Consider the following 26,169-nt stretch of genomic DNA (forward strand, 5'->3'; position numbering starts at 1 on the left):
TATGCTTGCATTCTACGGGGCATTAGAGCTCGGATTTATCTATGCCATTATGGCACTTGGAGTCTATTTAACCTTTCGAATTCTTGACTTTCCTGACTTAACAGTAGACGGAAGTTTTGTTACAGGTGCTGCAGTTGCGGCTATTTCGATAGTGAACGGCGTTGACCCTTTTGTTTCAACCATCCTTGCCGTTTTAGCAGGTTTTGTTGCTGGTTGTATGACAGGGATTCTTCACACAAAAGGAAGTATTAATCCGCTTTTAGCAGGAATTTTAATGATGATCGCTCTTTATTCGATTAATCTACGAATTATGGGTATGCCTCGAGTGTCTTTATTAAATGAACCGACTGTGTTTGCTTGGGTTCGTGAAAGATGGGACGCACTTGGATTAGATCAACCATTCCGCTCATTTTTTGAAGGATTGGGACTGACAACCTTGCCTTCAACATGGTCACTTATGTTCATCATGCTCTTATTAATTATTGTCATTAAAGGTATAACAGACTATTTTCTTAAAACAGAAGTCGGTCTTGCTATTCGCGCAACCGGAGACAACAAACGAATGATTCGCAGCTTTTCAGCCAATACAGACCACTATATTATTCTTGGGCTTGGACTATCAAATGGATTAGTCGCGTTATCAGGTTCACTCATCGCTCAGCAAGGTGGATTTGCTGATGCGGGTATGGGGATAGGAATGATTATTATTGGACTCGCTTCAGTCATTATTGGGGAAGCGTTATTCGGTACAAAGTCCATTTTTCGGACAACCTTAGCTGTTATTTTTGGTGCCATTATTTATCGAATTGTTGTTGCGTTTGCACTTAAAGTTGATTTTCTGGAAGCTGGAGACATGAAGTTAATTACAGCTATTTTAGTTATTGTTGCATTAATCTCTCCTAAAATGATCGAGAAACAGCGAGAGCGAATGAAGCGAAAACAAAAGCATCGACTGGCTAAAAAGGAAGGGGGCGCAAATCATGCTAAATCTGCGTAATGTGTCTCTTACATTTAACGAAGGCACGTCTGACGAAAAAAAGGCTCTACAAACAATAGAACTACACCTGAAAAAAGGAGACTTTGTTACGATTATTGGCAGTAACGGAGCTGGTAAGTCTACATTAATGAATGTCATTTCTGGTGCTCTTCTACCAGATGAAGGTGATGTACAAATTGATGGCCAGACAGTAATAAAGCATCAAGAGTATAAACGATCCGCGTTAATTGGCAGGGTTTTTCAAGACCCAATGGCTGGAACAGCACCCACGATGACAATTGAGGAGAATTTAGCGATTGCTTACTCAAGAAACCGAAAACGATCGTTAAAGCCAGGTGTGAATAAACAAAGAAAGTCTTTTTTTAAAGAGTCGCTTGAAACCCTTCACCTTGGACTTGAAAATCGTTTGTCGGCAAAAGTCGGTATGCTATCAGGTGGGGAAAGACAAGCATTGTCTCTTCTAATGGCTACATTTACAGAACCGAGCATTCTTTTACTCGATGAGCATACTGCTGCCTTAGATCCATCCAAACAAGAGTTGATCACGAACCTAACGCGTGAAATTGTTGATCGGCATCATTTAACAACATTAATGGTGACACATAATATGCAGCAAGCCATTGATTTAGGAAATCGTCTCATTATGATGGACCAAGGAAAGATCATCTTAGATGTTCCTGAATCTAAAAAGCAGCATATGACAGTTGAAGGGTTGTTATCTGAATTCAAACGTATACGAGGGACGCAAATTGAAAGTGATCGAGCTGTGCTGGGATAATGAATTAAAACTCATTCGTTTTGCGGATGAGTTTTTTTATTTGATTTTAAACTGGTCTAAAATGACACTTGTGTTCCTCAAAAAAACACTTTATAATTACACCTGTTGAATACAGATGTCTTTTTATAGAGGACGTATTTAGTACATATAACAGATACTTTACATCGAGAGTGGAGCAGATATGAAAAAATTCTTATTATCTTGGAACAAGCTTGGCTTAGTCAAACAAATAGTAATTGGACTTCTTGTTGGGATCGTTCTTGCGATAACAATCCCTGATATTGCATCTCCTGTTAGCATTCTAGGAACGTTATTTGTAGGTGTTCTTAAAGCGATTGCCCCCATTTTGGTGCTATTCTTAGTTATCTCATCTATTGCACAGCATCAAAAAAATAAGAAAACAAACATGAAATCAATCATTGTTTTATATTTGGTTGGCACGTTTTCTGCTGCGGTTATCGCGGTCATTGCAAGTTTCATGTTTCCGGTGCGTTTGGATTTAGTAGATAGTCCAGAAGGGTTCGTAGCTCCAGAAGGAATCGTTGACGTTCTACAAACCATTCTTTTAAGCATCGTGGATAATCCGATTAAAGCAGTAACAGAAGCTAATTTTATCGGGATTCTCGCATGGGCCATTGTGTTTGGACTAGCCTTTCGCCGTGCTGGCGAGTCAACAAAAGTATTATTGCAAGATACATCAAACGTCATGCTTAAAGTAGTTGAGTGGATTATCCGATTTGCCCCAATAGGGATATTAGGTTTAGTGTTTGAATCTATATCAGCAAATGGGCTCGGTTCGCTTCTTTCATATGGAAAACTATTAGCCTTATTACTGGGCTGTATGTTTATTGTTGCATTAGTCGTTAATCCATTATTCGTCTATAGTTTTACAAGAAAAAATCCATATCCACTTGTGTTAACTTGCTTACGGGAAAGCGGAATAACAGCCTTCTTCACTCGTAGTTCAGCAGCTAATATTCCTGTAAACTTAAAACTAAGTGAGAAGCTTGGACTTAATAAAGACACGTACTCAATCGCCATTCCGCTTGGAGCAACAATTAATATGGCGGGTGCAGCCGTAACGATTACGGTCTTGACGCTCGCAACCGTCCATTCATTGGATATACAGGTGAATTTGTTAACAGCGTTACTACTATCCTTTATAGCGACAATTAGTGCATGTGGAGCCTCAGGTGTGTCGGGCGGATCTTTATTGTTGATCCCACTCGCTGCAAGTTTGTTTGGGATTCCAGCTGATATTGCCATGCAGGTTGTAGGAATTGGGTTTATCATTGGTGTAGTTCAAGATTCCGCAGAGACTGCCTTAAATTCGTCAACTGATGTGATGTTTACTGCTGCAGCTGAAGCAAGAGAAAACCGACTAGCAGGAAAATAACCATTTTTAAAAGAGCGAGAGTTCCTTATGAAAGGAACTCGCTTTTTTTGTTGCAATCGAAGCAAATCAATGGGTTCCTTGTCAGCAACCCGCTCAACCCGTATAATGAGGAAAGCTTAAGACATAAGGGAGTTAGAATAAATGAATAAAGTGAAATTACTAGCCACAGCTACAATGGGACTAGAATCAATTGTTGCAAAAGAAGTGAAAGACTTAGGATATGAAGATGTTACTGTTGAAAATGGAAAAGTTACCTTTATGGCAGATATACAAGCAATACCTCGTGCTAACCTATGGTTACGTACTTCTGATCGTGTGAAATTGGTTGTTGGAGAATTTAAAGCCTTTACGTTTGATGAATTATTTGAAAAAACAAAAGCACTACCATGGGCTGATTTGATTCCTGCTAATGCAGAGTTTCCGGTTATTGGACGTTCCGTAAAATCGACTTTATTTAGCGTTCCAGACTGTCAGGCGATTGTGAAAAAAGCAGTTGTTGAGAGCCTGAAATTAAAACACAATATTAGCTGGTTTGATGAAGATGGTCCGCTTTATCGAATTGAAGTAGCCTTACACAAGGATGTAGCAACACTTACCCTGGATACAAGTGGTGAAGGACTTCATAAGCGTGGTTACCGTTACTTCCATAACGAAGCACCCCTTAAAGAAACATTGGCTGCCGCTCTTATAAAGCTGACAACCTGGAATCCAGATCGTCCATTTGCTGACCCATTCTGTGGATCAGGCACACTTCCAATTGAAGCAGCAATGATTGGCCAGAACTTAGCACCAGGTTTTAATCGTGATTTTGCCTCAGATGAATGGGATTGGATCGGTAAGGATCGCTGGAACCTTGCAAGACAAGAAGTAGAGGATTTAGCAAACTACGATCAAAAGCTGGACATTTTAGGTTCTGACATTGATCATCGAAGCGTAGAGCTCGCTCAAAATAATGCAGCAGAAGCTGGGTTTGCAGACTTAATTACCTTTAAACAAATGCAAGTACGTGACTTCAGCCATAAAGGCAGCTATGGGATTATCGTCGGAAACCCTCCATATGGTGAGCGGATCGGGGAAAGAGACGAGGTTGAATTCATGTATAAGCAAATGGGTGAAGCCTTACGTAATCATGATACATGGTCTGTTTATATGTTAACGTCAAACGAACAGTTTGAGGAATTCTACGGGAAAAAAGCCTCTAAGAAGCGTAAATTATATAACGGTAATTTAAAAACCGATTACTATCAGTACTTTGGCCCGAGACCGCCGAGGAAAGCCTAAGTAAGAAAGGTCTACCAGCTAAGAACACATTATTTTTATAAGCTATTCATTGAATGAGTAGGTATATATAAGGATAATGTGTTCTTTTCTTATTAACCAATTAGGTTTAGGTAAAGGGGTGTTAATTTGAACAAAAAAATGTATCTCATCTTAGCGATTGCTTATGCCGTCGTAGGTTTGATTTTAAATAATGTGCTACAAACTACTGTCGGAGGATATATGATGACGTTAAGCTTTATAGCATTTGTAGTAGCCGTTATAGGAACACTTTTTTATATCGTAAAATTTAATATTGAGTTTATTAAATATAAGCATAAAAATTAGTTAAAGAGGTTGCTATGATTAAAGTGAAACCTTTTGGAGCATCAAACGTATATACTTTGTGTAAAGATAATAAAATCATTGTCACTCTTAGATCCTCATCATGACCAGCGTTTAGTTTCTCACATTAAGGTTATACAGGTTATGGTACTAAATAATGTTGCTAAAAAGGAGTTAATAATCATGCCAAACAATGAAATTATTGATTACTACGAGGAACCGTCATCAGATGACCGTGTGCTCGCAATGCTAATTTATGTATCAAGCTTCTTTACAACAATTATTGGACCATTAATTATATGGTTAGTAAAAAAAGAAAATTCGTCTTTTGTTGATAAACACGGGAAAGAGTATTTCAACTTTATTATTTCTTATACCATTTATTCAATTATTGGAGCTATAACCATCGTGCTTTTTATCGGGTTAATTATTTTACCTGTGGTTGGTCTATTGTGGTTTATCTTCACAATCGTTGGTGCTGTAAAAGCATTTAACGGTGAGGTGTACCGCATCCCCCTTACGATTCCTTTCATTAAATAAACGATTTTAGCGACGAGCCTAGGTTCGTCGTTTTTCTTTGGGTTAAAACTGGTCTCATCTTTTGATGGATGCTAAGATGGGGGAGTAAAGGTGGTTGGTCATGATGAATACACTTATTATTACGAGTTACGTAGTAGGCAAAAACCATGAAAAATCAATACTGTTTAAGAGTACGGAGAGTAAGGATATTCATCAGCTAATGTTTGATGGATTAAAGGCTCTTTTAGCGGAAGAAGATGTAGATGATTCTTTTAAAACTGCTGAACAATTAAGCGTTAACATGATTGAGCAGGAATCAGGTCAGTCTCTCCCACGTATTCAACATTTTTCTCTATCGGGAAAGCTTGAAGATCGATTACTTGACCGACTTGAAGACATTCAAGATTGGATGGACCAGCATCATAGTAAAGAAGTCTTCGATCATTCATCGAACCTCTCCAGATTAATCAGTGATCTTTCATAATTTCATTTACCATATTTAGTTAGGAGCGATTTTTTGAGTCAAGATCTATTAATGCTAGGAATTGATGTCGGGACAACAAGCGCAAAAACAATGATCTTTAATACACAAGGAGTGGTTGCGGGGTCGAGTGAGATTAGTTACCCAACACTTTCGCCACAGCCTGCTTGGTCAGAGCAAGATCCTGAGGTAATCCTCCAAGCGGTAAAGGGATCCATTAAACAAGCCATCGCATCCTCAGGTCTTGCGCCTCGAGAAATTGCTGCAGCAGGTTTTTCTACAGCGATGCATTCTTTAGTTGCTGTTACTAAAGAAGGTAAGGCCATGACAAATAGTATCATCTGGTCTGATAACCGAAGCGCTGAGCAAGTGAGGAAGCTTAAAGAAACAAATGAAGCATTAGCCTTTTATATGCGAACTGGAACACCCATCCATACCATGTCTCCTTTATCGAAGTTAATATGGATGAGAGAGCATACGCCTGTCGTATTTAATGAAGCCTACAAATTCGTTTCCATTAAAGAATATATTTGGTTTCATTTATTTGGTGAATTTGTTGTTGACTATTCAATTGCTTCAGCTACAGGTCTCTTTAACCTTAAAATGAATGAATGGGACCAAGACATCTTGTCGTCTATTGGACTATCTACAGATAAATTGTCACCTCTTGTTCCAGTTACATACAAAAAAGAATTACCTCACGCTAGTCTTGCAAATGAATTAGGTGTAAGCGCAACAATGCCATTTGTTATTGGCGCAAGTGATGGTGTATTAGCCAATGTTGGCGCTGGGGCTGGTGCGAGTGATAAAACAATCATAACAATTGGAACAAGTGGCGCCATCAGGAGAACCGTTGATAAGCCAATGACGGATCCTCTACAACGCACATTTTGTTACGCATTAACAGAAAATAAATGGGTCATTGGTGGCGCAACAAATAATGGTGGAAATGCATTTAGATGGTTCCGCGATGAGTGGTCAAAAGGAAAGTCCTCTATGGGTGAAGAACCCATGGCAGAGGGCCTTTATGAGTATTTATTGCAGCTAGCTTCTACTTCACCAGCTGGAGCCAAAGGATTAATCTTTATGCCATTTTTAAATGGAGAACGGGCCCCGTATTGGAATCCGGATGCTCGTGCAGGATACATTGGGATAGCTAATCACCATACACAAGCAGACTTTGTTCGTTCATTGCTCGAGGGTGTCATCTTTAGCATCTATTCAGTTGGTACTGCTTTGCAGGAGTTAGGTGGGCCCATTCAAGAGATCCGCGCATCTGGCGGCTTTGCTAGATCAGAGCTATGGCTGCAAATACTAGCAGATGTCTTTGGTCAAACGATTGAAATCCCAACAAGCTATCATGCATCAGCCTTTGGTGCCGGCATAATAGCTCTAATCGGATCAGGGCACTTGCGTAATTTAGAAGAATCGGACCGCTGGACGGAAGTGATACAATCAGTTGAGCCAGATCATCACACACACGAGTCGTACGCACATATCTTCGAGATCTATCAATCTCTTTACCAAGCATTAGAAACCCCATTTCAGCAGCTTGCAGGGATTCAAAAAAACTATATCAATCAACCTTATGAATAAGTGGATGATAATCCGATTATGTAAACCTAAGTGATTAGCCGTTTCCGTATAAATCTCACCCCCGTATGATAGATTGCACCACGATTTATGATATAGGAGGGGATTTAATGGTTAAGATCTTTTTAGATCCAGGTCATGGTGGTACGGATCCAGGAGCAGTGGGAAATGGATTACAGGAAAAAGCGCTTGTGCTTACAATTGCAAGTCTTACTAGGGACATGCTCCTAGAAGAATATCAAAATGTTGAAGTTCGGATGAGTCGCTCAACGGATACGTTTGTTTCACTTTCAGAACGTAGTCGTTTAGCTAATCAGTGGGGCGCAGATTATTTTGTATCAATCCACATTAATGCTGGTGGTGGAACGGGCTTTGAATCCTTTGTTCATTCAAGTCGTGCCACTAGAACTGTACAACTGCAAAACACGGTGCATGATGCGATTATGGAGCAATTGTCAGTCACAGATCGTGGCAAAAAATCGGCTGATTTCGCTGTATTACGAGGTAGTAGTATGCCAGCGATTTTAACAGAGAATCTTTTTATTGATCGAGTAAGTGACGCGAACTTATTAAAAGATGCTGCTTTTCTACGTTCTGTTGCACGTGGTCATGTTAACGGAATTGTTCGTGCGTTCCAGTTGCAGCGAAAGCCGGGTTCTGGTGGAGGGAGTGTGTATCGGGTCCAAAGTGGCGCCTTTAGTAGTGAACAAAATGCTACTCTATTAAAAACGAGACTAGAACAAGCAGGGTACCAACCATTTATTCGGTTAGAAGGTGGTCTGTATAAGGTCCAAGTTGGGGCATTTTCGAATCAAGCGAATGCTGAAGCGTTTGCAGTAGAACTTCGCGGTAAAGGATTTGAGGCTCAAGTCATTCTTTCATAATTCATCAGATGTATGCATACCTTCATAGATGGGAAGATTATTAGCAGTTTCTGAATGATATGGGGGAATGACAATGGATGTAATGAAAAACGATGCGTACGCACAATCCGTTCTAAAAAGATTAGAAAAAGCATTAAGAACGGCTGAAGCAAACATCGCTGCCGAGCTTAGTGAGATGAACGGCGAACAGGTTCAACAAGCAAACGCATTTATTGAAGAAGCTCGCTCTGACTATTTAGATACACAGCAATATGTAACAAAGCAATCGTATTTGTAAGAAAAAAGAAGCGGAAGACAATGAGCTTACGCTTCTTTTTTTGTATGTTCCTCAGGATGAGCTGCATCCTCAAATCGAGGTTGTATAAATTCTACTCGGTCAAGATCTGTTTGATAGTCAATTGTCATTCCGTCCACATACCAAAAGTCATCTGGAGTAACAAAGAAAGAAATACCTTGCTTTTCAATAATAAATGATTGTGGAGTGGGAACATCTCTCATTACACCAACTGAAAATCCTCCTGAACCAACGCCTCCAACTCTTACATATAGACGAACGGATTCGCCATCACTCAATTCCATTTCTTTTTTATATAATGAAACGACTGAATCTGACAATGTTAATTGCATAACTAACGCCTCCTTACATAAGTAAGTGTATCATATTAAGCAGAAAAGTTTCGAAAATGAGAAGGAACATCTTTTTCGAATGTCGAAATAAGTAAAGGTTCCATTTAGTACATAAAAGATTGGTGGTTTTCAAAATGAAAGCAGAAGAAAAATATTTAGGCCTTGTCCAAAAACAAAATCATTATAATCAAGCACTTTCACTCCTTGCTTGGGATGCTCGCACCGGGGCACCTAAAAAAGGAGCAGCACAACGTTCAGAAGTAATAGGGACACTTTCTTCAGATGTGTTTGCTTTATCTACATCAACAGAGATGAATGAATTGCTTACTGAGCTAGAAGGTGAAAAGGAGTCTCTATCCGAAATTACAGCAAAAAGTATAGAGGAATCGCGTAAGGATTACGATCGTAATACAAAAATACCTGCTGAAGAATTTAAAGAATACGTTACACTTCAATCTCAAACAGAAACACTTTGGGAAGATGCTAAGGATCAGTCTGATTTTGACATGTTCCGTCCGAATTTAGAAAAACTAATTGAATTTAAAAAACGTTTTATTGGCTACTATGGTGAGGATACAGGCCATGTGTATAACACTCTACTTGATGATTACGAGCCTGGTGTGTTTGTAGATACCATTGATGAGGTCTTTGCTGAGTTGAGAAACAATCTAGTTCCCCTAGTTCAAGCGGTAACAGAGTCTTCTCACCAACCAAAAATGGATAGCTTATTCGCTCATTTCCCTAAAGCCAACCAACAAGCATTAAGTAAAGACATCTTAAAGGAAATCGGGTTTGATTTCTCGGCAGGACGTATGGATGAGACAGTCCACCCATTTGCGATGGGTATTAACCCTTACGACGTGCGTGTGACAACTAAATACAATGAGTCGGATTTCCGTGTCTCACTGTTTGGTACGATACACGAAGGAGGCCATGCGTTATATGAGCAAAATATCTCTCCAACATTAATGGGTACACCGCTTTGCGGGGGTACGTCTATGGGCATCCATGAATCTCAATCCTTGTTCTGGGAGAAGTTTGTTGGGCAGAATATGGCGTTCTGGGAACGTAATTATCCATTACTAAAAAAGCATGCGAACGGACAGTTTGATCAGTTAAGTCTTGAAGACTTCTATTTTGCCGTAAATCAGGCGAAGCCATCTCTAATTCGTATTGAGGCTGATGAGTTAACATATTGCTTACACATCATCCTTCGTTATGAATTAGAAAAAGCACTGATTGAAGGAAGCCTTACTGCAAAAGACTTACCACATGTGTGGAATGAGAAAATGGTTGAGTACCTTGGTGTGAAGCCTAGCAACGATGGTGAAGGCGTGCTTCAAGATGTACATTGGTCTTTTGGATCCTTTGGATATTTTCCTTCATACGCTTTAGGTTACATTTATGCTGCTCAACTTAAAGAGTCATTCACTAAAACAAATCCTGGATTTGATGATTTAATCCGAGAAGGAAATTATGCGCCAATTCGTCAGTACATGACGGAAAATGTACATCAGTTCGGTCGAGGCAAAAAGCCAGCTGACATCTTAAAAGATACAACGGGTTCTGGAATCGATGCTAAGCCGCTGATTCATTACTTAAATGATAAATATACAACGTTATACAAGCTTTAATGTTAAGGCGGGCATATTGCCCGTTTTTTCTTTGTGTATTAATCCTAGTTGACTGCTATGAATAATGGGTATATAATAAATATTAATAGAGGGAAAGGAGCAATTCTGTATGGCACATTTAACAATGTTAACGGAAAATCCGCTAATGAATAAACAAGATAAAGAGTTTAAAGCACAGCTAGAAACGTGGGTCCTGCAACAAGGTCATGAGCTTTCAGAAGTTTCTATATCTACTTTCACTCAAGAGCAGCTCAAAACAAATGTTTTTATCTTAGCGATTCCTGTAGAACAAAATGCATATCAAGCGTTTAAGCGCTTCTTGCAGACGCTACCGGAGCAAACATTTAAGGATGAACAGGTATTTCCTTTTATTCTTGGAGGGACAATGGCTCATGTAAGTGTGATGGAGTTGTATCTTCAACCCTTACTTAATCGCTTAGGTATTACAGAATCATTGACAGTTGTTCCAAAATTGACGAAGTCCCAGAAACAACGATATGTAAAACAACTGTTTTCTCAAACAAGATTTAATCAATTCCTACAACCATACATTGCGATATAATTATTTAAGCTGAGAGCCTAGAGATTGGTTCTCAGCTTTTTAGTTTAAATTAAAGTGTTAGAACTTCTTTTAACCCGCTAACAATCATTTCCACGGCCATTACAGTTAAGATAAGCCCCATTAAACGTGTAATGATTGAGAGCTCTGTCGCATTCAGTTTGCTATGAATCCAGTGTGAGTAATAAAAGATTAAGTAGGTCACTAAGAGAATGATTGTAAAAGCAATAAACACTCCAATCGTATGACTTAATCGGTCGGTGTGAGCGGTCGTTAAACTCATAACCGTCGCAATGGTTCCGGGGCCAGCGATTAACGGAATACCAAGAGGTGTAATTGAAATATCGTTTTTTTCGATCCCTTCTTGATGCTCATCTTCATGAAGAGAATGACTGTGCCTTGACTTTGCACTGACTAAATTGTAACCAATCCCAAAGATAATAATGCCACCTGCGATACGAAGTGCATCAACGGTGATGCCAAATGCACGGAATAGAAAGGGCCCAAGAATGAGAAAGGCAGTAAGAATGATAAATGCTGTGAGAATCGCTTTAAACGCAATTGCCCGTGTTTCTCGCACGGTATTTGTTTGTGTCATTGCAATAAAAATGGGAACATTCCCTATGGGGTTCATGATTGCAAAGATTGAAACAATCGCTTGAAGTGTAAAAGAAAGCATCACTGGACCTCCATCATCAATGTTTACGTTAGCTTCCCTCACTTTTTTCGTTCAATTCATATAAAGAGGACTTAAATCAACTGGTTTAGGGTATAGATGAGGTGAACTTATTTAAAGATAGATAAAATAGAGAGGTTGTGCAGGATTGATAACGTTTGAAGGGGTCACGAAAACATTTGCTGATGGGACTAAAGGTGTTGATCATCTATCGTTAACCATCAACAGTGGTGAGTTTTTTGTATTAATTGGACCGAGCGGCTGTGGAAAAACAACCACAATGAAAATGATCAACCGGTTGATTGATCCGACGGAAGGAACAATCAAGATAGACGATGACCGTGTACAAGATGTCAACATACATAAATTGCGTTGGAATATTGGATATGTCCTTCAACAAATCGCGTTGTTTCCAAATATGACGATTGCAGAAAACATTGCAGTTGTTCCGGAAATGATGAAATGGAGTAAACAAGATGTTAAAACAAGAGTGGATGAACTACTCCAAATGGTTGGACTTGATCCAAACCAGTTCCGAGACAGGATGCCAGATGAACTTTCCGGAGGACAACAACAGCGCATTGGAGTGGCGCGAGCGCTCGCGGGTAACCCAAACATTATCTTAATGGACGAGCCTTTCAGTGCACTTGATCCAATTAGTCGTGAACAATTACAACATGACATTAAAAATCTGCAAAAAGACATCAAGAAAACAATCGTTTTTGTTACGCATGATATGGATGAAGCATTGGCATTAGGGGAGAAAATTTGTGTGATGAGAGATGGAGCAGCAGTTCAGATTGGAACGCCAGAGGAGCTGGTGACAAACCCGAAAAATGAATTTGTGCAGCAATTCATTGGAAATCGAGGTCCCAAAAAAGCGCAATCAATTGAAGCCTTTATTCAAACAGATAGTCCTTATGTACAAACACATGATACAAACGAGACGGAGCTTGAGTTTATATTAGATGAAAATGGCTCGTTAGCAGAAACCAAATACCAAAAAATGACTCAACCGAATGTAGAAATGGTATCGGTTAATGATTCTGTTAAAGATGTGTACGCTTCTCTCCAAAAAAGCAATCTTCCTGCTCTCCCTGTTGAGCGAGATAACCGCATTGTCGGAACGATCTCTTATGAGGATTTAGCTCGTATGGCAGCAGAAGGGAGCGAGAGTAAATGAACGGATTCTTAAACGATTTTTATAACCTTTTTTTACAAAGACAGGACATGCTTTGGACGGCGCTCTGGGAGCACTTGCAGCTATCAATCATTTCATTATTAATTGCTGTGGTTATCGCAGTTCCTGTGGGAATTCTCCTATCTAGAAAAGACAGTATTGCCGAAGTGATTATTGGCATTGCTGCTGTTCTTCAAACGATACCAAGTCTTGCGTTACTTGGATTCATGATCTTATTTGTTGGAATTGGCACAACACCAGCTATTATTGCGCTAACTGCTTATGCCCTTTTACCAATTCTTCGTAATACGTATACAGGCATTAAGGAAGTTAACCCTGCCATTCGCGAGGCAGCAAGAGGAATGGGGATGAACTCGTTTCGCAGCCTGATAAAGGTGGAACTACCTATTGCCCTACCAACAGTGATGGCAGGTATTCGAACATCAATGGTTTTAATTGTTGGAACTGCAACGCTTGCTGCATTAATTGGAGCTGGGGGTCTTGGAGATTTAATCATGACAGGCATTCAGCGTTCAAATAACGAGTACATTTTACTTGGTGCGATTCCAGCAGCTCTTCTAGCGTTATTATTTGATGGGATTTTACGTTTAACGGAAAAGATGAGCAAACGGAATTCATATAAACCGGTTGTTGTAGTGATCGGATTGTCACTTGCCATTATCTTTGTTCCGATACTTGCTGGTAGAGGAGCGGTTGGCCCGGATCTTGTTGTTGGTGGGAAAATGGGTGCTGAGCCTGAGATTGTTGGAAACATGTATAAGCATTTGATTGAAGAGCAGACTGAACTTACAGTACAAGTTCAAGGAAACCTAGGTGCGACTGATTTTGTATTTAATGCATTAAGAGTTGGCGACATTGACGTGTATCCAGAATTCTCTGGTACGATCGTTGGTGAACTACTTGCATTAGAAGACTTTAGTTATGATCCAGACGAAGCGTATCAACAAGCAAAAGAAGGAATTTATGATGAATATCAATTCCGCTTCTTAGAGCCCATGTTATACAACAATACGTATGCAATTGCTGTACCTAGAGATAAGGCTGAGGAAGAGGGAATTGAGACCATCTCCGATTTAAACTCAGTAAAAGATGATTGGTCCTTTGGCTTTTCATTTGAATTTATCGATCGTCAAGATGGATATGCAGGCTTCCCGGAACGATATGGATTTGAACTTAGTAACGTATCTTCTTTAGATGTTTCTGCAGGATTTCGTGCGATTGAAAGTGAAGACATTGAAGGAACCGATGTCTTTTCAACAGATCCACAAATTGTGGAGAACGATCTACTTGTATTAGAAGATGATCAAAATCTGTTTCCGCCATATCAAGGCGCTCCATTAATTCGAGAGGAAACGTTAGAGCAGTACCCTGAAGTTGAAGATATTCTCAATCAGCTTGCTGGAAAAATTTCAGAAGAGGATATTCAAGAATTAAATTACCTGGTCGATATTGAAGACGAGAACCCTAGTGATGTAGCAAAAGAGTATCTAGTTGAACTCGGTTTATTAGATGAGTAATGAGTGCAAAACGACATTTTAGGGTATGATGGTTGTACACGTGATACGAAAGGAATGATACAATGTCTATTGAAAACCCATCAAATCAAGCGATCACAAATATTCTTCATACTAGTAAGCGGATTGCAGTAGTAGGGCTTTCAGACAATCCTGAGAGAACTTCTTATATGGTTTCAGAGGCCATGCAAAAAGCAGGCTATGAGATTATCCCAGTGAACCCTACGATTAAAGAGGCATTAGGTGTAAAGGCCGTTTCTTCGCTTCATGAGATTGACGGTGACATTGATATTGTGAATGTCTTCAGAAGAAGCGAGTTTCTCCCTGATATCGCAAAAGAAACAGTTGAAGTTGGAGCGAATGTCTTTTGGTCACAGCTTGGTGTGGTTAACCAAGAAGCCTATGATTACTTAAGAGAACATAACATCGCAACGGTGATGGATCGTTGTATTAAAGTAGAACACGCTAAATTCAAGTAAGTGATTGGGGAGGGTGCCATTATGGTATCCTCCCTCACTAACCTCTTTTCATTTGATGTGACAAACCCTAGTATGTGGAAGAAATAATATAATAAAAATATAAAAGAACCTTGATATAACTGAAATAACCTTTAGAATGAACTTATAACTATAGCAAGAAACGTATGTTCGGTTTTTGTGCTACAATAGTAGCAGCACGTTGAAAGGGGTTCAAACTTTGGCAAAATCACAAATAGAATATAACGATGATGCGATACAAGTACTCGAAGGGTTAGAAGCTGTTCGTAAACGTCCGGGAATGTATATCGGAAGTACGGATGCACGCGGCTTACACCATTTGATCTATGAAATTTTAGATAACGCTGTTGACGAAGCAATGGCGGGATTCGGTGATTACATAAAAGTAACACTTCATTCAGACGGAAGTGTGTCAGTACTAGATAACGGGCGTGGAATGCCTGTTGGAATGCATAAAATGGGGAAGCCAACACCTGAGGTGATCTTAACTGTCCTCCATGCGGGAGGTAAATTCGGTCAAGGTGGATATGCAACAAGTGGAGGCTTACATGGTGTAGGGGCCTCTGTTGTTAATGCGCTTTCAGAATGGCTAATTGTTGATATTAGACGAGATGGAGAACATTATCAGCAACAGTTTGAAAATGGTGGGAAACCAGCCACTACACTTGAGAAAAAAGGCAATACACGCAAGTCGGGAACAGTTGTTCGCTTTAAACCTGATCCGGTGATTTTCTCAACAACTACATTTAATACAGAGACTCTTTCAGAGCGTTTACGTGAGGCGGCATTTTTATTAAAAGGCCTTACGATTGCACTTGCAGATGAACGGGGTTCAGAAACGATCGAAGAAACCTTCTTCTTTGAAACTGGAATTGAAGCTTTTGTTCAATACTTGAATGAAGGAAAAGAGACTTTGCATCCAGTGATCACATTTAACGGTGAGCAAAACGGAATTGAAATGGAGATGTCCTTCCAGTTCCATGATGCCTATACGGAGAATGTACTAAGCTTTGTGAACCATGTACGTACGAGAGATGGCGGAACACATGAGCTTGGTGCTAAGTCAGCAATGACTCGAAGCTTTAATGAACATGCAAGAAAATTAAAGCTTCTTAAAGAAAAAGATAAGAATTTAGAAGGTGCAGATATACGTGAGGGGTTTACAGCCATTATTTCTGTGCGTGTACCTGAAGCAAAGCTCCAGTTTGAAGGTCAAACCAAAAGTAAGCTTGGAACACCAGAAGCACGATCCGTATTAGATAGCGTTGTGTCTGAGAAGCTAGCTTATTTCTTTGAAGAGAATCCTGATATTGGGACAAGTTTGATTCGAAAAGCGATTAAAGCCTCCCAAGCACGTGAGGCAGCAAGAAAAGCACGTGAGGATTCTCGTAACGGCAAGCGTAAAAAACGAGATGTGCTATTAAGTGGGAAGTTAACACCTGCTCAATCACGTAACCCAAAACGGAATGAATTATATCTGGTTGAGGGTGATTCAGCTGGTGGTTCAGCTAAACAAGGACGCGATCGTAAATTCCAGGCCGTTCTGCCACTTCGGGGAAAAGTCATCAACACGGAAAAAGCAAAACTCGACGATATTATGAAAAACGAAGAAATTCGAACCATTATCCATACAATTGGTGCGGGGGTCGGTGCTGACTTCTCGATTGAAGATGTGAACTACGACAAAGTCGTCATCATGACAGATGCTGATACAGATGGAGCACACATTCAAGTGCTTCTCCTTACATTCTTTTATCGCTATATGAAAGAATTATTTGATGCGGGTAAGATTTATATTGCGCTACCACCTTTATATAAAGTCAGTAGAGGTTCAGGCAAAAAAGAAATCGTTGAATATGCTTGGGATGAGCGTGAATTGGATAATGCAACAAAGAAAGTCGGAAAAGGCTATGCCCTGCAGCGTTATAAAGGTCTAGGTGAGATGAATCCTGTTCAATTATGGGAGACTACAATGGATCCAGAGACACGAACGCTTATCCGTGTAACGCTTGATGATGCGGCAAGGGCTGAAAAGCGTGTGACGACACTAATGGGTGACAAAGTAGAGCCACGTCGTAAGTGGATTGAATCACATGTTGCGTTCGGTCTTGAGGAAGAAACAAATATTTTGGAAAATGAGAACTTAGGTGTAACGGAGGGCGAGCAAAATGTCTAAAAGTGAACGTTATCTTGATCTTCCGTTAGAAGAAGTCATCGGTGATCGATTTGGACGCTATAGTAAATACATTATCCAAGAACGTGCATTACCAGATGCACGAGATGGATTAAAGCCCGTTCAACGTCGTATTCTTTACGCGATGTACAAAGAAGGGAATACGGCTGAAAAGGCGTATCGTAAGTCAGCAAAAACAGTCGGTAACGTGATCGGTAATTATCATCCACATGGTGACTCATCTGTGTATGAAGCAATGCTTCGTATGAGCCAAACATGGAAGGTGCGTCAATTACTTGTTGATATGCATGGGAACAATGGGTCTATTGATGCAGATCCACCAGCTGCTATGCGTTATACAGAAGCTAGACTCTCCTCTATTAGTTCTGAATTACTTCGAGATTTAGATAAAGATACGGTTGAATTTATTGATAACTTTGATGATACCGAACAGGAACCCGTCGTATTACCAGCAGGGTTTCCAAACTTACTGGTTAACGGATCTACGGGAATTTCTGCAGGATATGCTACAGACATACCACCCCATAACCTGCGTGAGATCATTGATGGTGTCATTATGCAGATGGAAAAGCCAGATACGACACTTGATGATCTTTTACAAGTGGTAACCGGTCCTGATTTCCCTACAGGGGGCATCGTTCAAGGTCTTGATGGAATCAGACAAGCCTACAAAACAGGTAAAGGTAAAGTCGTTGTTCGTGCAAAAACAGAATTAGAGGATATGCGTGGCGGCCGTCAGCAAATAGTGATTACTGAGATTCCGTTTGAAGTGGTAAAAGCGAACCTCGTAAAAAAAATGGATGAAATTCGTTTTGATAAAAAAGTAGATGGTATTACAGAGGTTCGAGATGATACGGATCGAACAGGGCTGCGAATCGTGGTTGAATTAAAGAAAGATGCAGATCCGAATGCCATTCTACATTATTTATTTAAGAATACGGATTTACAAACAACGTTCCACTTTAACATGGTTGCGATTTATCATAAGGCACCGCAATTAATGGGACTTCAAGCATTGATCCAAGCGTACATAGATCATCAGAAATCAGTGATTAAGCGTCGCTCTGAATATGAACTTAGAAAAGCGAAAGCGCGGGAGCATATTGTAGAGGGACTCATTAAAGCTGTTTCGATTCTTGATGAGGTAATCAAGGTTATTCGTGCGTCTCAAGACAAACGAGATGCTAAGAATAATTTAATTGATTCTTTCTCGTTTACTGAAGAACAGGCAGAAGCTATCGTTAACCTTCAACTTTATCGTTTAACGAATACGGATGTGACTACACTTCAAAAAGAAGCAGAAGAATTAAAGAAGCGCATTGAAGAATTAGAAGCGATTTTATCAAGTGAGAAAAAGCTGATCCAAGTGATTAAAAAGAATCTAAAACGAGTACAAAAAGAATTTGGAGAAGATAGACGAACTCAAATTACCGCTCAGATTGAAGAATTAAAGATTAATATGGATGTACTGATTGCAGCCGAGGACGTACGCGTAACGGTTACGGATTCTGGTTATGTGAAACGGACAAGCCTGCGGTCATTCTCTGCATCAAGCAAAGAGCCACCTGGCATGAAGGAAGGGGACCGCATCCTCTTTAATCAGGAGTTAAATACAACGGATACCTTGCTTCTATTCACCAAGCAAGGGAACTATCTATTTATTCCTGTTCACCAGCTACCAGATATACGCTGGAAGGACAATGGACAGCATGTTGCGAACCTGGTGACGCTTGATCGAGACGACGAATTTCTCTGTGCCATGGGTGTCAGGGAATTTGCAGAAGAGGATTCCCTTCTGTTCCTAACGAAGGATGGCATGGTAAAACGATCTCAGCTCTCATTATATCAGGCAGCTAGACACTCAAAAGCACTAGTTGCACTAAAAGTGAAAGATGGAGATCAGCTTATTGCTGTTATGAGAACAAAAGGAACAAGTGAAATTTTATTAGCTACAAATCAAGGATACGGATTATGGTTTGGCGAAGAGGAAGTTGGCTTAGTTGGTCAGCGTGCAGCCGGCGTGAAGGCCATCAATTTAAAAGATGATGATATCGTTGTTGGGGCAGAAACCTTCTCATTAGACGAAAAGGTTGAATTTATTCTTGCAACGCAACGGGGGTCCGTTAAGAAGATGGCTATTACTGAGATGGAAAAAAGCTCAAGAGCCAAACGCGGGCTAGTGATGTTACGTGAGTTAAAAAGTAACCCACATCGTTTAGTAGGCTGTAACCGAATTTTAGCTCCAACCGATGAATTTTTACTACGTACCGAAAAAGGAACAGAAACGACCATCCAAGCAAAGTCTTATCGACCGAGTGATCGATATAGCAATGGCTCCTATGCTGTTGATACGCAAAAGGAAGGGTCACTTGTAGAAATGAAACGACTTCATAAAGATGTGATAGATGATAAAGAGTAGGCCCATTCGGCTTACTCTTTTTTTATAAAGGGTTACAAGGTTTACAACTACTTTAGAGGGGAATAGAAGGAGAAAGGAGGCGCTACATATGCCATTAACAGACAAACAACTTCAATCCTTAAAAGAGGAATTGCTTACACTTAAAAAGAACCTTGAAGGAGAAGAGGGCTTCGAGGAGGACTATACGGAAACAACAGGTGAATTATCTAGTGGAGTAGATAACCACATGGCAGATCAAGCAGCCGAATACGAGGACCGGATGAAGGAACAAACGTTTCAGCGTGCAGATCAAGAAAAGCTACAAGAAGTAGAAGAGGCTTTGGAACGGATGGAAGAAGGGACTTATGGGATATGCGTGGATACGGGAGAAGAGATTCCGTATGAGCGATTAGAGATCGTACCTTATACAAAGAGAACGATCGAAGCACAGCAAAAAGTAGATCAAGAAGGCTCAGATCAGATGGCAGATCAACAATTTGCTGAAGCCATGGACAACGTGGCAGATCAAGACACTCTACGTGAGGATACCTTAACTACTAAGAAACTTGATAAAGAGCAAGACGCATATAGATAAAATGAAAAAAGCATTTCTCATCGGGAGAAATGCTTTTTTGCTTATTCTTCTTGCTTCCATCCATCCCGGATAAAAAGACCAATGGATGTCGTTAAACCGATATCATGGAAGATCATAATTAACACTAAAACTAACGGACCGACGATAATACCGGCGGCACCCAAAAGTTGAAGGCCAGCAAACATAGAGATTAATACGGCAACAGGATTCAAATTCAAGCTACTTGATAAAACCTTTGGTTCAATCATTTGACGAATAACTACAATAATTCCGTACAAAATCAGAATACCAAAAGCTAATGAAAAGTCACCACTAACTAATAAGTAAATGGCCCATGGAAGCAAGATTGTACCAGTTCCTAAGTAAGGCAATAGCTCTGCAAGTCCAACGATAATCGCTAACGTAAAAGCGCCATCCACACGAATGATTAAAAGCCCGATATAAACGATAATCGCCGTAATAAACATAAGAATGAGCTGAGCTCTAATAAATCCGAACAAGCGAATCCTTACACCTTGAACAAACTCCTGGAACTTACTTGTGACTCGTTGTGGGATCACTTTTCTAAAGGCAGCTTGATAGCTGTGCCAGCTTTTACCCATAAAGTAGATACTAATGACACCGAATAAGAAAGCAACAAGAAAAGCTGGAAGACCCAATATAAGCTGATAGGTCCAATCAAGCAACGATTGACCAGTTTGCCCGATAAGAGAGCCTAATTGTCCACCCAATTGCGAGATGCTTTGCTTCAGTGCTTCTTGTTGGGTACCATCAAGACTATTAAATAATCCGAGTCCTTGCTGCCAGAAGGGAAGAATCGTTTCATTAAAAAAGCTTTGAAATTTAAGGGACCCTGTTTCAATCCAAATAGGAACCTGATCAAAAAATCGTCTTAAACTAATGTAAATAAGAAACACTATTCCGGCTAGTAGCGAAGAAATGACTACAATTCCGCAAAGTAAGCTAATGATGCTAGCAAAGCCTGAATTTAGTTTCACTTTTTTCATGAGAAGCCTGATAAAAGGCTGCATGGTCCATGCAAAGAAAGCAGCAAACCAAAAAGGATAAGTGACTTTAAATAATTTAATAAAAAGCCAGCTAGCTAAGATGAGAGCGAGCGTAAACAAAATGGCTCGTAGTACCATGTAGGCTTGAGCTTTGGTCATAGGATGTATCCTTTCTGATAATCTGAAAATATAACTGTGAAATGAGTATGAACCAAGTATTTCCTTATATATTAATTCCCTTAAAATGACCTGTCAAACATGAAGCAAATGAAAAAAGAAACACTCTAAAAAGAGTGTTTCAAACACTTTATTCAGCATATTCGGTTTCTAGTCGTTCTCTCTCAACGTTAAATGGGAGAATTAAGATTTCTACACGGCGGTTTTGTTGACGACCTTCTTCTGTGTCATTTGAAGCAATTGGCTTGTACTCACCATGACCAGCTACAATAAATTGATTTGGGTTCAGGCGATCATTCATTAAGAAAAAGCCTAATACATTTTCAGCACGTGCAATGCTTAATGACCAGTTTGATTGGAACTGGGGTGTGCTAATAGGATTATCATCGGTGTGACCCGAAATTTGAATATACCTTGGTGGATCTGTTGCTAGCATATCTGAAATCTCAAACACGATGTCTCGTGCTTCATCTTTTAGTCCATCACTACCTGAATCAAACAAAATGTTGTCATTAATTGTGATGAGGAGACCATCCATACCGATTTCCGTTGTAAGGCGATCGCTTAATCCTTGTTCCTCAATGTAACGGTTTAACTCTCGTTGTAGCTCCCACAGATCTTCAGAGGGACCTTCCTGATTCGTTCCATCTTGATCGGTTTGCTGATCATTTTCATTTACTTCATCTAGGTCAGTGACTTCTGTAGCATCTTCAGGAGGGGATGTGCCCTCACCCTCTAATGAATCAGAATGCTCTAGAATACTCGTTCCACCTAAGGCTTCATTTAGAGCTGATTTTAATGATTCATAGCGTGTATTGTCTACTTGACCCATCGCAAACAAAATTATAAAAAGAGCGAGTAGTAACGTAAGCATGTCGGCATAAGGTAATAACCAACTTTCGTCAACATGCTCTTCATCATGTTTCTTACGTCTAGCTGACATTTTCCTGCTCAGCTCCTTCTATATACGAAAGCTGTTCTTTTTCTCCCATATATACACTTAAATATTCTTCGATGGCTCGTGGAGAGCTTCCATTTAAAATTGCAATCGTGCCCTCAACAATCATATGGTTATGTAAAACTTCGGCTCTTGACTTACGCTTTAATTTGTTTGCAAACGGATGGAAGAGTACATATCCTAAGAAAATCCCAAAAAGGGTTGCAACAAACGCAGCAGCGATTGAATGTCCTAAGGCTTCCGTATCATCAAGATTTCCAAGTGCAGCAATTAATCCAAGTACAGCACCTAACACTCCTAAACTAGGTGAATACGTCCCAGCTTGAGTGAAGATAGAGGCACCAGAAGCGTGTCGGTCTTGCATCGCATCAATTCGTTCATTTAACGTGTGTCGGATAAATTCAGGTTCTTGACCATCAATCATCATTCGAACAGCTTGTTTAAAGAACGGATCATTGATTTCATCAACCTTCGTTTCGAGTGCAAGCATACCCTCACGGCGTGAGATGGTTGCATATTCAACAAATTGCTTAACTAGTTCTTCCTGGGACACTTGTTTTTTCTCGGTAAATAATACTTTAAACAAACTAGGAACTCGCTTTACCTCAGCAAAAGGGAAGGCGATCATAATTGCAGCGGCTGTTCCCGCAAAAATGATCAGGATAGCAGCAGGGTTTACAAGAACGGCCAAGCTGGTACCTTTTGCCACCATCCCAAATAGCACGGCTGCAACACCCAAGGCAATTCCGATATATGACGTTTTATCCATTATGATTCTCCTTAAAAATAAAATGATTTCATTCAGTATACTATACTTAAGTCCTAGTAAGTAAGAATGGTTTAACATTCTTATAAAATGCTTGCTTCGACTTATAATTTTACCAATTTTTGCGTGAAAATAGGGGATAATGACGTATAAACAATCAGAAGAAGCTGCCGATATCGCTAGAGAATATAGAAAGATAAATGTTCGAAAACATAAATGTTTGTCAGTTTATTAGGTCTATATGCTTATATAAAGGTTAAATAAACTAATTTTACACCTTTTTGCTTAGATTCTACTTATGAACTTAAACTTTATACTTAGATGGTCTAAACATCTAGGTATATTGAAGCGAAAAAAGAGGACTTTACGATTTAAACGTTTTAATATTAATGAATATGGTACACTGTGTATTAATGTGAAATTAGAGTGCGTCTTTAATTCATTTAAATAAAGGGAGTACATGTTAATGAATAAAGAAGCGATATCTACATGTATCATGATAATGTGCATGTGTATTCTACTATCTTGTGTGAATAAGGATTATCCTACAGAGGAAGTCAAAGAGACAAACCAATTTACAGTAGAAGATGTGATTCAAGAATTAGAAGAAGAACTAAATGGGCTGCAAAGTATAAGTATTGAGGCTACTCATAATCAAATCATAAAAAAGGGCGATAACCAAGAGGATAAAATTATACAAAATCGTTTAGCACAATATAATGATTCACCATTTGTTATGTACCAACAAATTGATACAACACACTCATCGGCCAATAATGGTGACAAACAAACTCAAGTTGCTCAATATATAACAGATGATTTAGCATACGTCTTTAATTATCAATCAGAGGTATGGATGAACGTGCCAATTGAACTGCGTGAAGATCTACATTTGCATCAGGATCCGAAAGCGGAGCTGCAGCAATATCTCACGATCGCAGACGAATATAGTCAAAATATGACGTTGAAGGAATCAGAAGATGAGTATGAGCTATGGTTTAAAGGAGAAGGGATGGAGGCAAGATCTGCAGTCATTCAATCCTTGGAATTAAGTAGTCTCATAAATGAACAACAATCCAATGATTTAGTCAATCACATGGAAATTAAGGATTTACAATTTATTGTCAGTGTTGTGAAAGAAACAAATAGTATAAATCAATTAGATGTGAACATCCAGCTTGCTATGAAGCATAACGGAGAGCGAATTGATATGGAGCTTGAAACAACTTTAACTGTGCATGACTTTAATAAAACAGAATTGGATGGTATCCCTGATGATATTACAGAAGGTGCCGAAGAATATAAAATGGAACTTGGAAACATTGAATAAACGAACAAAAAATCGCCTTAAGGAGCATAAATCTTAATGGCGATTTTTTTTATGGATGATGAAATCACTTATTAAATTTTTCTTTCGTCTCAAAATAACAAGAATACTTAGTTTATGAGATATGAAATCAATAATCTCTTTTGGTTCCGATAATATATATTATGTAAACCTAAAAAATGATTAATTTAAACTTTGTCTTTTATCTGTCCTTCCCTTGTCTATCTTTCACAAAAAACCACCACCAATCCATATGGCAGTTTTTTGTGAAAGATTATAAGAAACTAAAACTAATCACTATTAAAATGATATACAAGGCTAACTATCCCTTAAGTACTTGTCTCTTTATGAGCTTTTTCCACCAAGTCATCTTCATATAATTAGAATGGTGTATTTAACTAGTAATTTCTTTACACTAACTAATGAACTTAACAAACTCCATAATAAGTGTTAAAGGTAACAAGATTGCAATGATTCCTCGTGTAATTAAACTAATCCCACCTCCCCATTTTACAAGTTTTCGATTGTACTCTCTTTGTCGCCTTGCTTTAGCTGCGAGTATAATACCAACTATTCCTAAAATACCACCAAGTACCGGTAAGAAAATAAACCAAAATACCGAGAAGATCCCTACGACTAACGTTAAGATAGATAGAACATCGTATGGTTGTTTTTTAGTATGCACATCACTCATACCATCCCTCTCCCTTCAGCTTCAGTTAAAACAAAACCTTCTCATTCATCCAAGTCGCAAGCTCTACACTCCCTTGAACCGATAACAACCGATATAAGAATCTGTAAGGCATCCTTACGAGTTCTAGCTGCGGAAGCTCTAATACAGTTTGATATCCTTCTTTGAAGGCTGCGGCCGATTGTTCGTCTAACACATACTCAAGACCAATAAAATCGAGTTCTCTTGGAGCGATGACATACGCTTCTGTATCGACAAGACCTGTGATGACGTTTCCGTCTGTTAAAAATTGAGTTGGATCCATGTCGATTAACACGAATGTTGAGGATTCTGGATGAGAGATATGCTTGAGTTGCTGTTGTGCTATCTGGAGTGTTCCTATAAAATCAATTTGATCTTTATAGAAATTTGAAACAAGTTGACTCATTGTTTCAGTGACGTGCGAGTGAAAACGATCTAATGGAAAGGTGAAGGATCTAGATGGAGACCCTGAATAATCTCTTTTAAGAGCATGAATCTCTGCTAATCCAACACCTAAGCTCTTCAGCACTGATAAGGGTTGATCTAGAAACGAGTGAATCATTTGACCGTTCATTTTTTCTAAAATAGCGTATTCTCTATCCCCCACTCTTTTCATATCAATGAATGCTGGGATAGGCATTGTTGTCTGTTGACTTAATGTGTGATGAGTCATTTTTAAATCTGTTAATCTTCTCGGATCAATGCCAAATAACGTATAGCACCCCCACCAAAACGCGTTATTTTAGATGAGCGAACGATCCATTCTTTTTCGTTTGTCTTCATCAACCACACGTCACTGGCATGCTCATCATAGCTAGGGCTCAGTTCGTGGACTTCAATCATTTGTTCGTTTGGAAATAATTCTTCGCAAATCATGAGTCCCCTTTCCTCCTACCCTTTTAACTCTTATGTACTGTCTTTCCCAATTAATTGAAGATTGAATCTACAATGTTTTAAGATTTTTTAAATATCTTTTCCTTTTCATCTATGAAACTTTTTACTATAATGATTACATAATAACGATTATTATCTAATAGTCGTTTTCGTGTTATTTCTACAAAATCATACAAAGAAATG

General features: G+C 39.3%; 25 protein-coding genes and 1 pseudogene. 19 read left to right on the plus strand and 7 right to left on the minus strand.

The genetic code is table 11. The features are described from left to right. The first annotated feature begins 1 nt into the window (after position 1). From NSQ54_09795 to NSQ54_09840, 10 genes are all read left to right on the plus strand, one after another. Entirely contained in the window at positions 2-997 is a 996-nt protein-coding gene (locus NSQ54_09795; protein WYP28366.1) for an ABC transporter permease, read from the plus strand. Beyond that, positions 981-1,775, plus strand: a complete 795-nt coding sequence (locus NSQ54_09800) for an ATP-binding cassette domain-containing protein (GenBank protein ID WYP28367.1) — start codon at positions 981-983, stop codon at positions 1,773-1,775. Before NSQ54_09795 ends, NSQ54_09800 begins: the two co-directional genes overlap by 17 nt. Before the next feature lie 181 nt (positions 1,776-1,956). Beyond that, a complete protein-coding gene (gene sstT / locus NSQ54_09805; protein ID WYP28368.1) occupies positions 1,957-3,171 on the plus strand; it encodes a serine/threonine transporter SstT in 1,215 nt (404 codons plus the stop codon). Positions 3,172-3,312: 141 nt separating this feature from the next. Then, positions 3,313-4,452, plus strand: a complete 1,140-nt coding sequence (locus NSQ54_09810; GenBank protein WYP28369.1) for a class I SAM-dependent RNA methyltransferase — start codon at positions 3,313-3,315, stop codon at positions 4,450-4,452. A 126-nt stretch (positions 4,453-4,578) separates the two neighbouring features. After that, entirely contained in the window at positions 4,579-4,776 is a 198-nt protein-coding gene (locus NSQ54_09815; GenBank protein ID WYP28370.1) for a hypothetical protein, read from the plus strand. Between the two features lie 180 nt (positions 4,777-4,956). Next, complete coding sequence (locus NSQ54_09820; GenBank protein ID WYP28371.1) at positions 4,957-5,313, plus strand: DUF4870 domain-containing protein; 357 nt, start codon at positions 4,957-4,959, stop codon at positions 5,311-5,313. A 100-nt stretch (positions 5,314-5,413) separates the two neighbouring features. Beyond that, positions 5,414-5,776 (plus strand): hypothetical protein, encoded by a 363-nt coding sequence (locus NSQ54_09825; GenBank protein ID WYP28372.1) that lies wholly within the window; start codon positions 5,414-5,416, stop codon positions 5,774-5,776. 33 nt (positions 5,777-5,809) lie between these two features. Next, positions 5,810-7,369, plus strand: a complete 1,560-nt coding sequence (locus tag NSQ54_09830; GenBank protein ID WYP28373.1) for a gluconokinase — start codon at positions 5,810-5,812, stop codon at positions 7,367-7,369. 107 nt (positions 7,370-7,476) lie between these two features. Next, the gene (locus NSQ54_09835) at positions 7,477-8,250 is read left to right on the plus strand and encodes an N-acetylmuramoyl-L-alanine amidase (protein ID WYP28374.1); all 774 of its coding nucleotides are present in this window, start codon (positions 7,477-7,479) and stop codon (positions 8,248-8,250) included. A gap of 73 nt (positions 8,251-8,323) precedes the next feature. Next, a complete protein-coding gene (locus tag NSQ54_09840; GenBank protein WYP28375.1) occupies positions 8,324-8,527 on the plus strand; it encodes a hypothetical protein in 204 nt (67 codons plus the stop codon). A gap of 26 nt (positions 8,528-8,553) precedes the next feature. Here NSQ54_09840 and NSQ54_09845 read toward each other — a convergent pair whose 3' ends face one another. Further along, complete coding sequence (locus tag NSQ54_09845; GenBank protein WYP28376.1) at positions 8,554-8,877, minus strand: iron-sulfur cluster biosynthesis family protein; 324 nt, start codon at positions 8,875-8,877, stop codon at positions 8,554-8,556. Between the two features lie 134 nt (positions 8,878-9,011). Here NSQ54_09845 and NSQ54_09850 point away from each other — a divergent pair, with 134 nt between their 5' ends. Further along, the gene (locus tag NSQ54_09850) at positions 9,012-10,511 is read left to right on the plus strand and encodes a carboxypeptidase M32 (protein ID WYP28377.1); all 1,500 of its coding nucleotides are present in this window, start codon (positions 9,012-9,014) and stop codon (positions 10,509-10,511) included. 109 nt (positions 10,512-10,620) lie between these two features. Then, the gene (locus NSQ54_09855; protein WYP28378.1) at positions 10,621-11,073 is read left to right on the plus strand and encodes a hypothetical protein; all 453 of its coding nucleotides are present in this window, start codon (positions 10,621-10,623) and stop codon (positions 11,071-11,073) included. Positions 11,074-11,122: 49 nt separating this feature from the next. Here the strand turns inward: NSQ54_09855 and NSQ54_09860 are convergent, their stop codons facing one another. After that, positions 11,123-11,749, minus strand: coding sequence for a MarC family protein (locus NSQ54_09860; protein WYP28379.1), 627 nt, complete (start codon positions 11,747-11,749; stop codon positions 11,123-11,125). A gap of 145 nt (positions 11,750-11,894) precedes the next feature. Between NSQ54_09860 and NSQ54_09865 the strand changes: the two genes are divergently transcribed. The 6 genes from NSQ54_09865 (at position 11,895) to NSQ54_09890 (ending at position 20,145) form a co-directional block, all read left to right on the plus strand. Then, on the plus strand, positions 11,895-12,929 hold the full coding sequence (locus NSQ54_09865; GenBank protein ID WYP28380.1) for an ABC transporter ATP-binding protein: 1,035 nt from the start codon (positions 11,895-11,897) through the stop codon (positions 12,927-12,929). After that, entirely contained in the window at positions 12,926-14,464 is a 1,539-nt protein-coding gene (locus tag NSQ54_09870) for an ABC transporter permease/substrate-binding protein (protein WYP28381.1), read from the plus strand. Before NSQ54_09865 ends, NSQ54_09870 begins: the two co-directional genes overlap by 4 nt. Positions 14,465-14,526: 62 nt before the next feature. Then, on the plus strand, positions 14,527-14,940 hold the full coding sequence (locus NSQ54_09875; protein WYP28382.1) for a CoA-binding protein: 414 nt from the start codon (positions 14,527-14,529) through the stop codon (positions 14,938-14,940). Between the two features lie 217 nt (positions 14,941-15,157). After that, a complete protein-coding gene (gene parE / locus NSQ54_09880) occupies positions 15,158-17,134 on the plus strand; it encodes a DNA topoisomerase IV subunit B (protein ID WYP28383.1) in 1,977 nt (658 codons plus the stop codon). Further along, positions 17,127-19,571 (plus strand): DNA topoisomerase IV subunit A, encoded by a 2,445-nt coding sequence (gene parC, locus NSQ54_09885; protein ID WYP28384.1) that lies wholly within the window; start codon positions 17,127-17,129, stop codon positions 19,569-19,571. Before parE ends, parC begins: the two co-directional genes overlap by 8 nt. 88 nt (positions 19,572-19,659) lie before the next feature. Continuing rightward, positions 19,660-20,145, plus strand: coding sequence for a TraR/DksA C4-type zinc finger protein (locus NSQ54_09890; GenBank protein WYP28385.1), 486 nt, complete (start codon positions 19,660-19,662; stop codon positions 20,143-20,145). 41 nt (positions 20,146-20,186) lie between these two features. Here NSQ54_09890 and ytvI read toward each other — a convergent pair whose 3' ends face one another. The 3 genes from ytvI to motA all read right to left on the minus strand — a co-directional run bounded on the left by ytvI (position 20,187) and on the right by motA (position 23,056). Further along, a complete protein-coding gene (gene ytvI / locus NSQ54_09895; protein WYP28386.1) occupies positions 20,187-21,311 on the minus strand; it encodes a sporulation integral membrane protein YtvI in 1,125 nt (374 codons plus the stop codon). Between the two features lie 148 nt (positions 21,312-21,459). Beyond that, positions 21,460-22,272 (minus strand): flagellar motor protein MotB, encoded by an 813-nt coding sequence (locus tag NSQ54_09900; protein WYP28387.1) that lies wholly within the window; start codon positions 22,270-22,272, stop codon positions 21,460-21,462. After that, positions 22,262-23,056, minus strand: a complete 795-nt coding sequence (gene motA / locus NSQ54_09905) for a flagellar motor stator protein MotA (protein WYP28388.1) — start codon at positions 23,054-23,056, stop codon at positions 22,262-22,264. Before motA ends, NSQ54_09900 begins: the two co-directional genes overlap by 11 nt. 463 nt (positions 23,057-23,519) lie before the next feature. On the opposite strand from motA, the gene NSQ54_09910 reads away from it, so the two are divergent. Continuing rightward, positions 23,520-24,383 carry a DUF6612 family protein gene (locus NSQ54_09910; protein WYP28389.1) on the plus strand — a complete coding sequence of 288 codons (864 nt, stop codon included), beginning with the start codon at positions 23,520-23,522 and terminating at the stop codon, positions 24,381-24,383. A gap of 412 nt (positions 24,384-24,795) precedes the next feature. Here NSQ54_09910 and NSQ54_09915 read toward each other — a convergent pair whose 3' ends face one another. Next, positions 24,796-25,074 (minus strand): hypothetical protein, encoded by a 279-nt coding sequence (locus tag NSQ54_09915; GenBank protein WYP28390.1) that lies wholly within the window; start codon positions 25,072-25,074, stop codon positions 24,796-24,798. Positions 25,075-25,099: 25 nt separating this feature from the next. Then, positions 25,100-25,965, minus strand: a pseudogene (locus NSQ54_09920) (nitrate reductase). Positions 25,966-26,169 lie beyond the last annotated feature (204 nt).

The organism is Alkalihalobacillus sp. FSL W8-0930 (assembly GCA_037965595.1).
In the GTDB taxonomy this organism is placed as follows: Bacteria; Bacillota; Bacilli; order Bacillales; family Bacillaceae_D; genus Alkalicoccobacillus.

Excerpts from the sequence above, each read along its gene's own strand:
- NSQ54_09795 (WYP28366.1), top strand. The coding sequence starts at position 2 with ATGCTTGCATTCTACGGGGCATTAGAGCTCGGATTTATCTATGCCATT.
- NSQ54_09800 (WYP28367.1), top strand. The coding sequence starts at position 981 with ATGCTAAATCTGCGTAATGTGTCTCTTACATTTAACGAAGGCACGTCT.
- sstT (WYP28368.1), top strand. The coding sequence starts at position 1,957 with ATGAAAAAATTCTTATTATCTTGGAACAAGCTTGGCTTAGTCAAACAA.
- NSQ54_09810 (WYP28369.1), top strand. The coding sequence starts at position 3,313 with ATGAATAAAGTGAAATTACTAGCCACAGCTACAATGGGACTAGAATCA.
- NSQ54_09820 (WYP28371.1), top strand. The coding sequence starts at position 4,957 with ATGCCAAACAATGAAATTATTGATTACTACGAGGAACCGTCATCAGAT.
- NSQ54_09825 (WYP28372.1), top strand. The coding sequence starts at position 5,414 with ATGATGAATACACTTATTATTACGAGTTACGTAGTAGGCAAAAACCAT.
- NSQ54_09835 (WYP28374.1), top strand. The coding sequence starts at position 7,477 with ATGGTTAAGATCTTTTTAGATCCAGGTCATGGTGGTACGGATCCAGGA.
- NSQ54_09840 (WYP28375.1), top strand. The coding sequence starts at position 8,324 with ATGGATGTAATGAAAAACGATGCGTACGCACAATCCGTTCTAAAAAGA.
- NSQ54_09845 (WYP28376.1), bottom strand. The coding sequence starts at position 8,877 with ATGCAATTAACATTGTCAGATTCAGTCGTTTCATTATATAAAAAAGAA.
- NSQ54_09850 (WYP28377.1), top strand. The coding sequence starts at position 9,012 with ATGAAAGCAGAAGAAAAATATTTAGGCCTTGTCCAAAAACAAAATCAT.
- NSQ54_09855 (WYP28378.1), top strand. The coding sequence starts at position 10,621 with ATGGCACATTTAACAATGTTAACGGAAAATCCGCTAATGAATAAACAA.
- NSQ54_09860 (WYP28379.1), bottom strand. The coding sequence starts at position 11,749 with ATGCTTTCTTTTACACTTCAAGCGATTGTTTCAATCTTTGCAATCATG.
- NSQ54_09870 (WYP28381.1), top strand. The coding sequence starts at position 12,926 with ATGAACGGATTCTTAAACGATTTTTATAACCTTTTTTTACAAAGACAG.
- NSQ54_09875 (WYP28382.1), top strand. The coding sequence starts at position 14,527 with ATGTCTATTGAAAACCCATCAAATCAAGCGATCACAAATATTCTTCAT.
- parC (WYP28384.1), top strand. The coding sequence starts at position 17,127 with ATGTCTAAAAGTGAACGTTATCTTGATCTTCCGTTAGAAGAAGTCATC.
- NSQ54_09890 (WYP28385.1), top strand. The coding sequence starts at position 19,660 with ATGCCATTAACAGACAAACAACTTCAATCCTTAAAAGAGGAATTGCTT.
- ytvI (WYP28386.1), bottom strand. The coding sequence starts at position 21,311 with ATGACCAAAGCTCAAGCCTACATGGTACTACGAGCCATTTTGTTTACG.
- NSQ54_09900 (WYP28387.1), bottom strand. The coding sequence starts at position 22,272 with ATGTCAGCTAGACGTAAGAAACATGATGAAGAGCATGTTGACGAAAGT.
- motA (WYP28388.1), bottom strand. The coding sequence starts at position 23,056 with ATGGATAAAACGTCATATATCGGAATTGCCTTGGGTGTTGCAGCCGTG.
- NSQ54_09910 (WYP28389.1), top strand. The coding sequence starts at position 23,520 with ATGAATAAAGAAGCGATATCTACATGTATCATGATAATGTGCATGTGT.
- NSQ54_09915 (WYP28390.1), bottom strand. The coding sequence starts at position 25,074 with ATGAGTGATGTGCATACTAAAAAACAACCATACGATGTTCTATCTATC.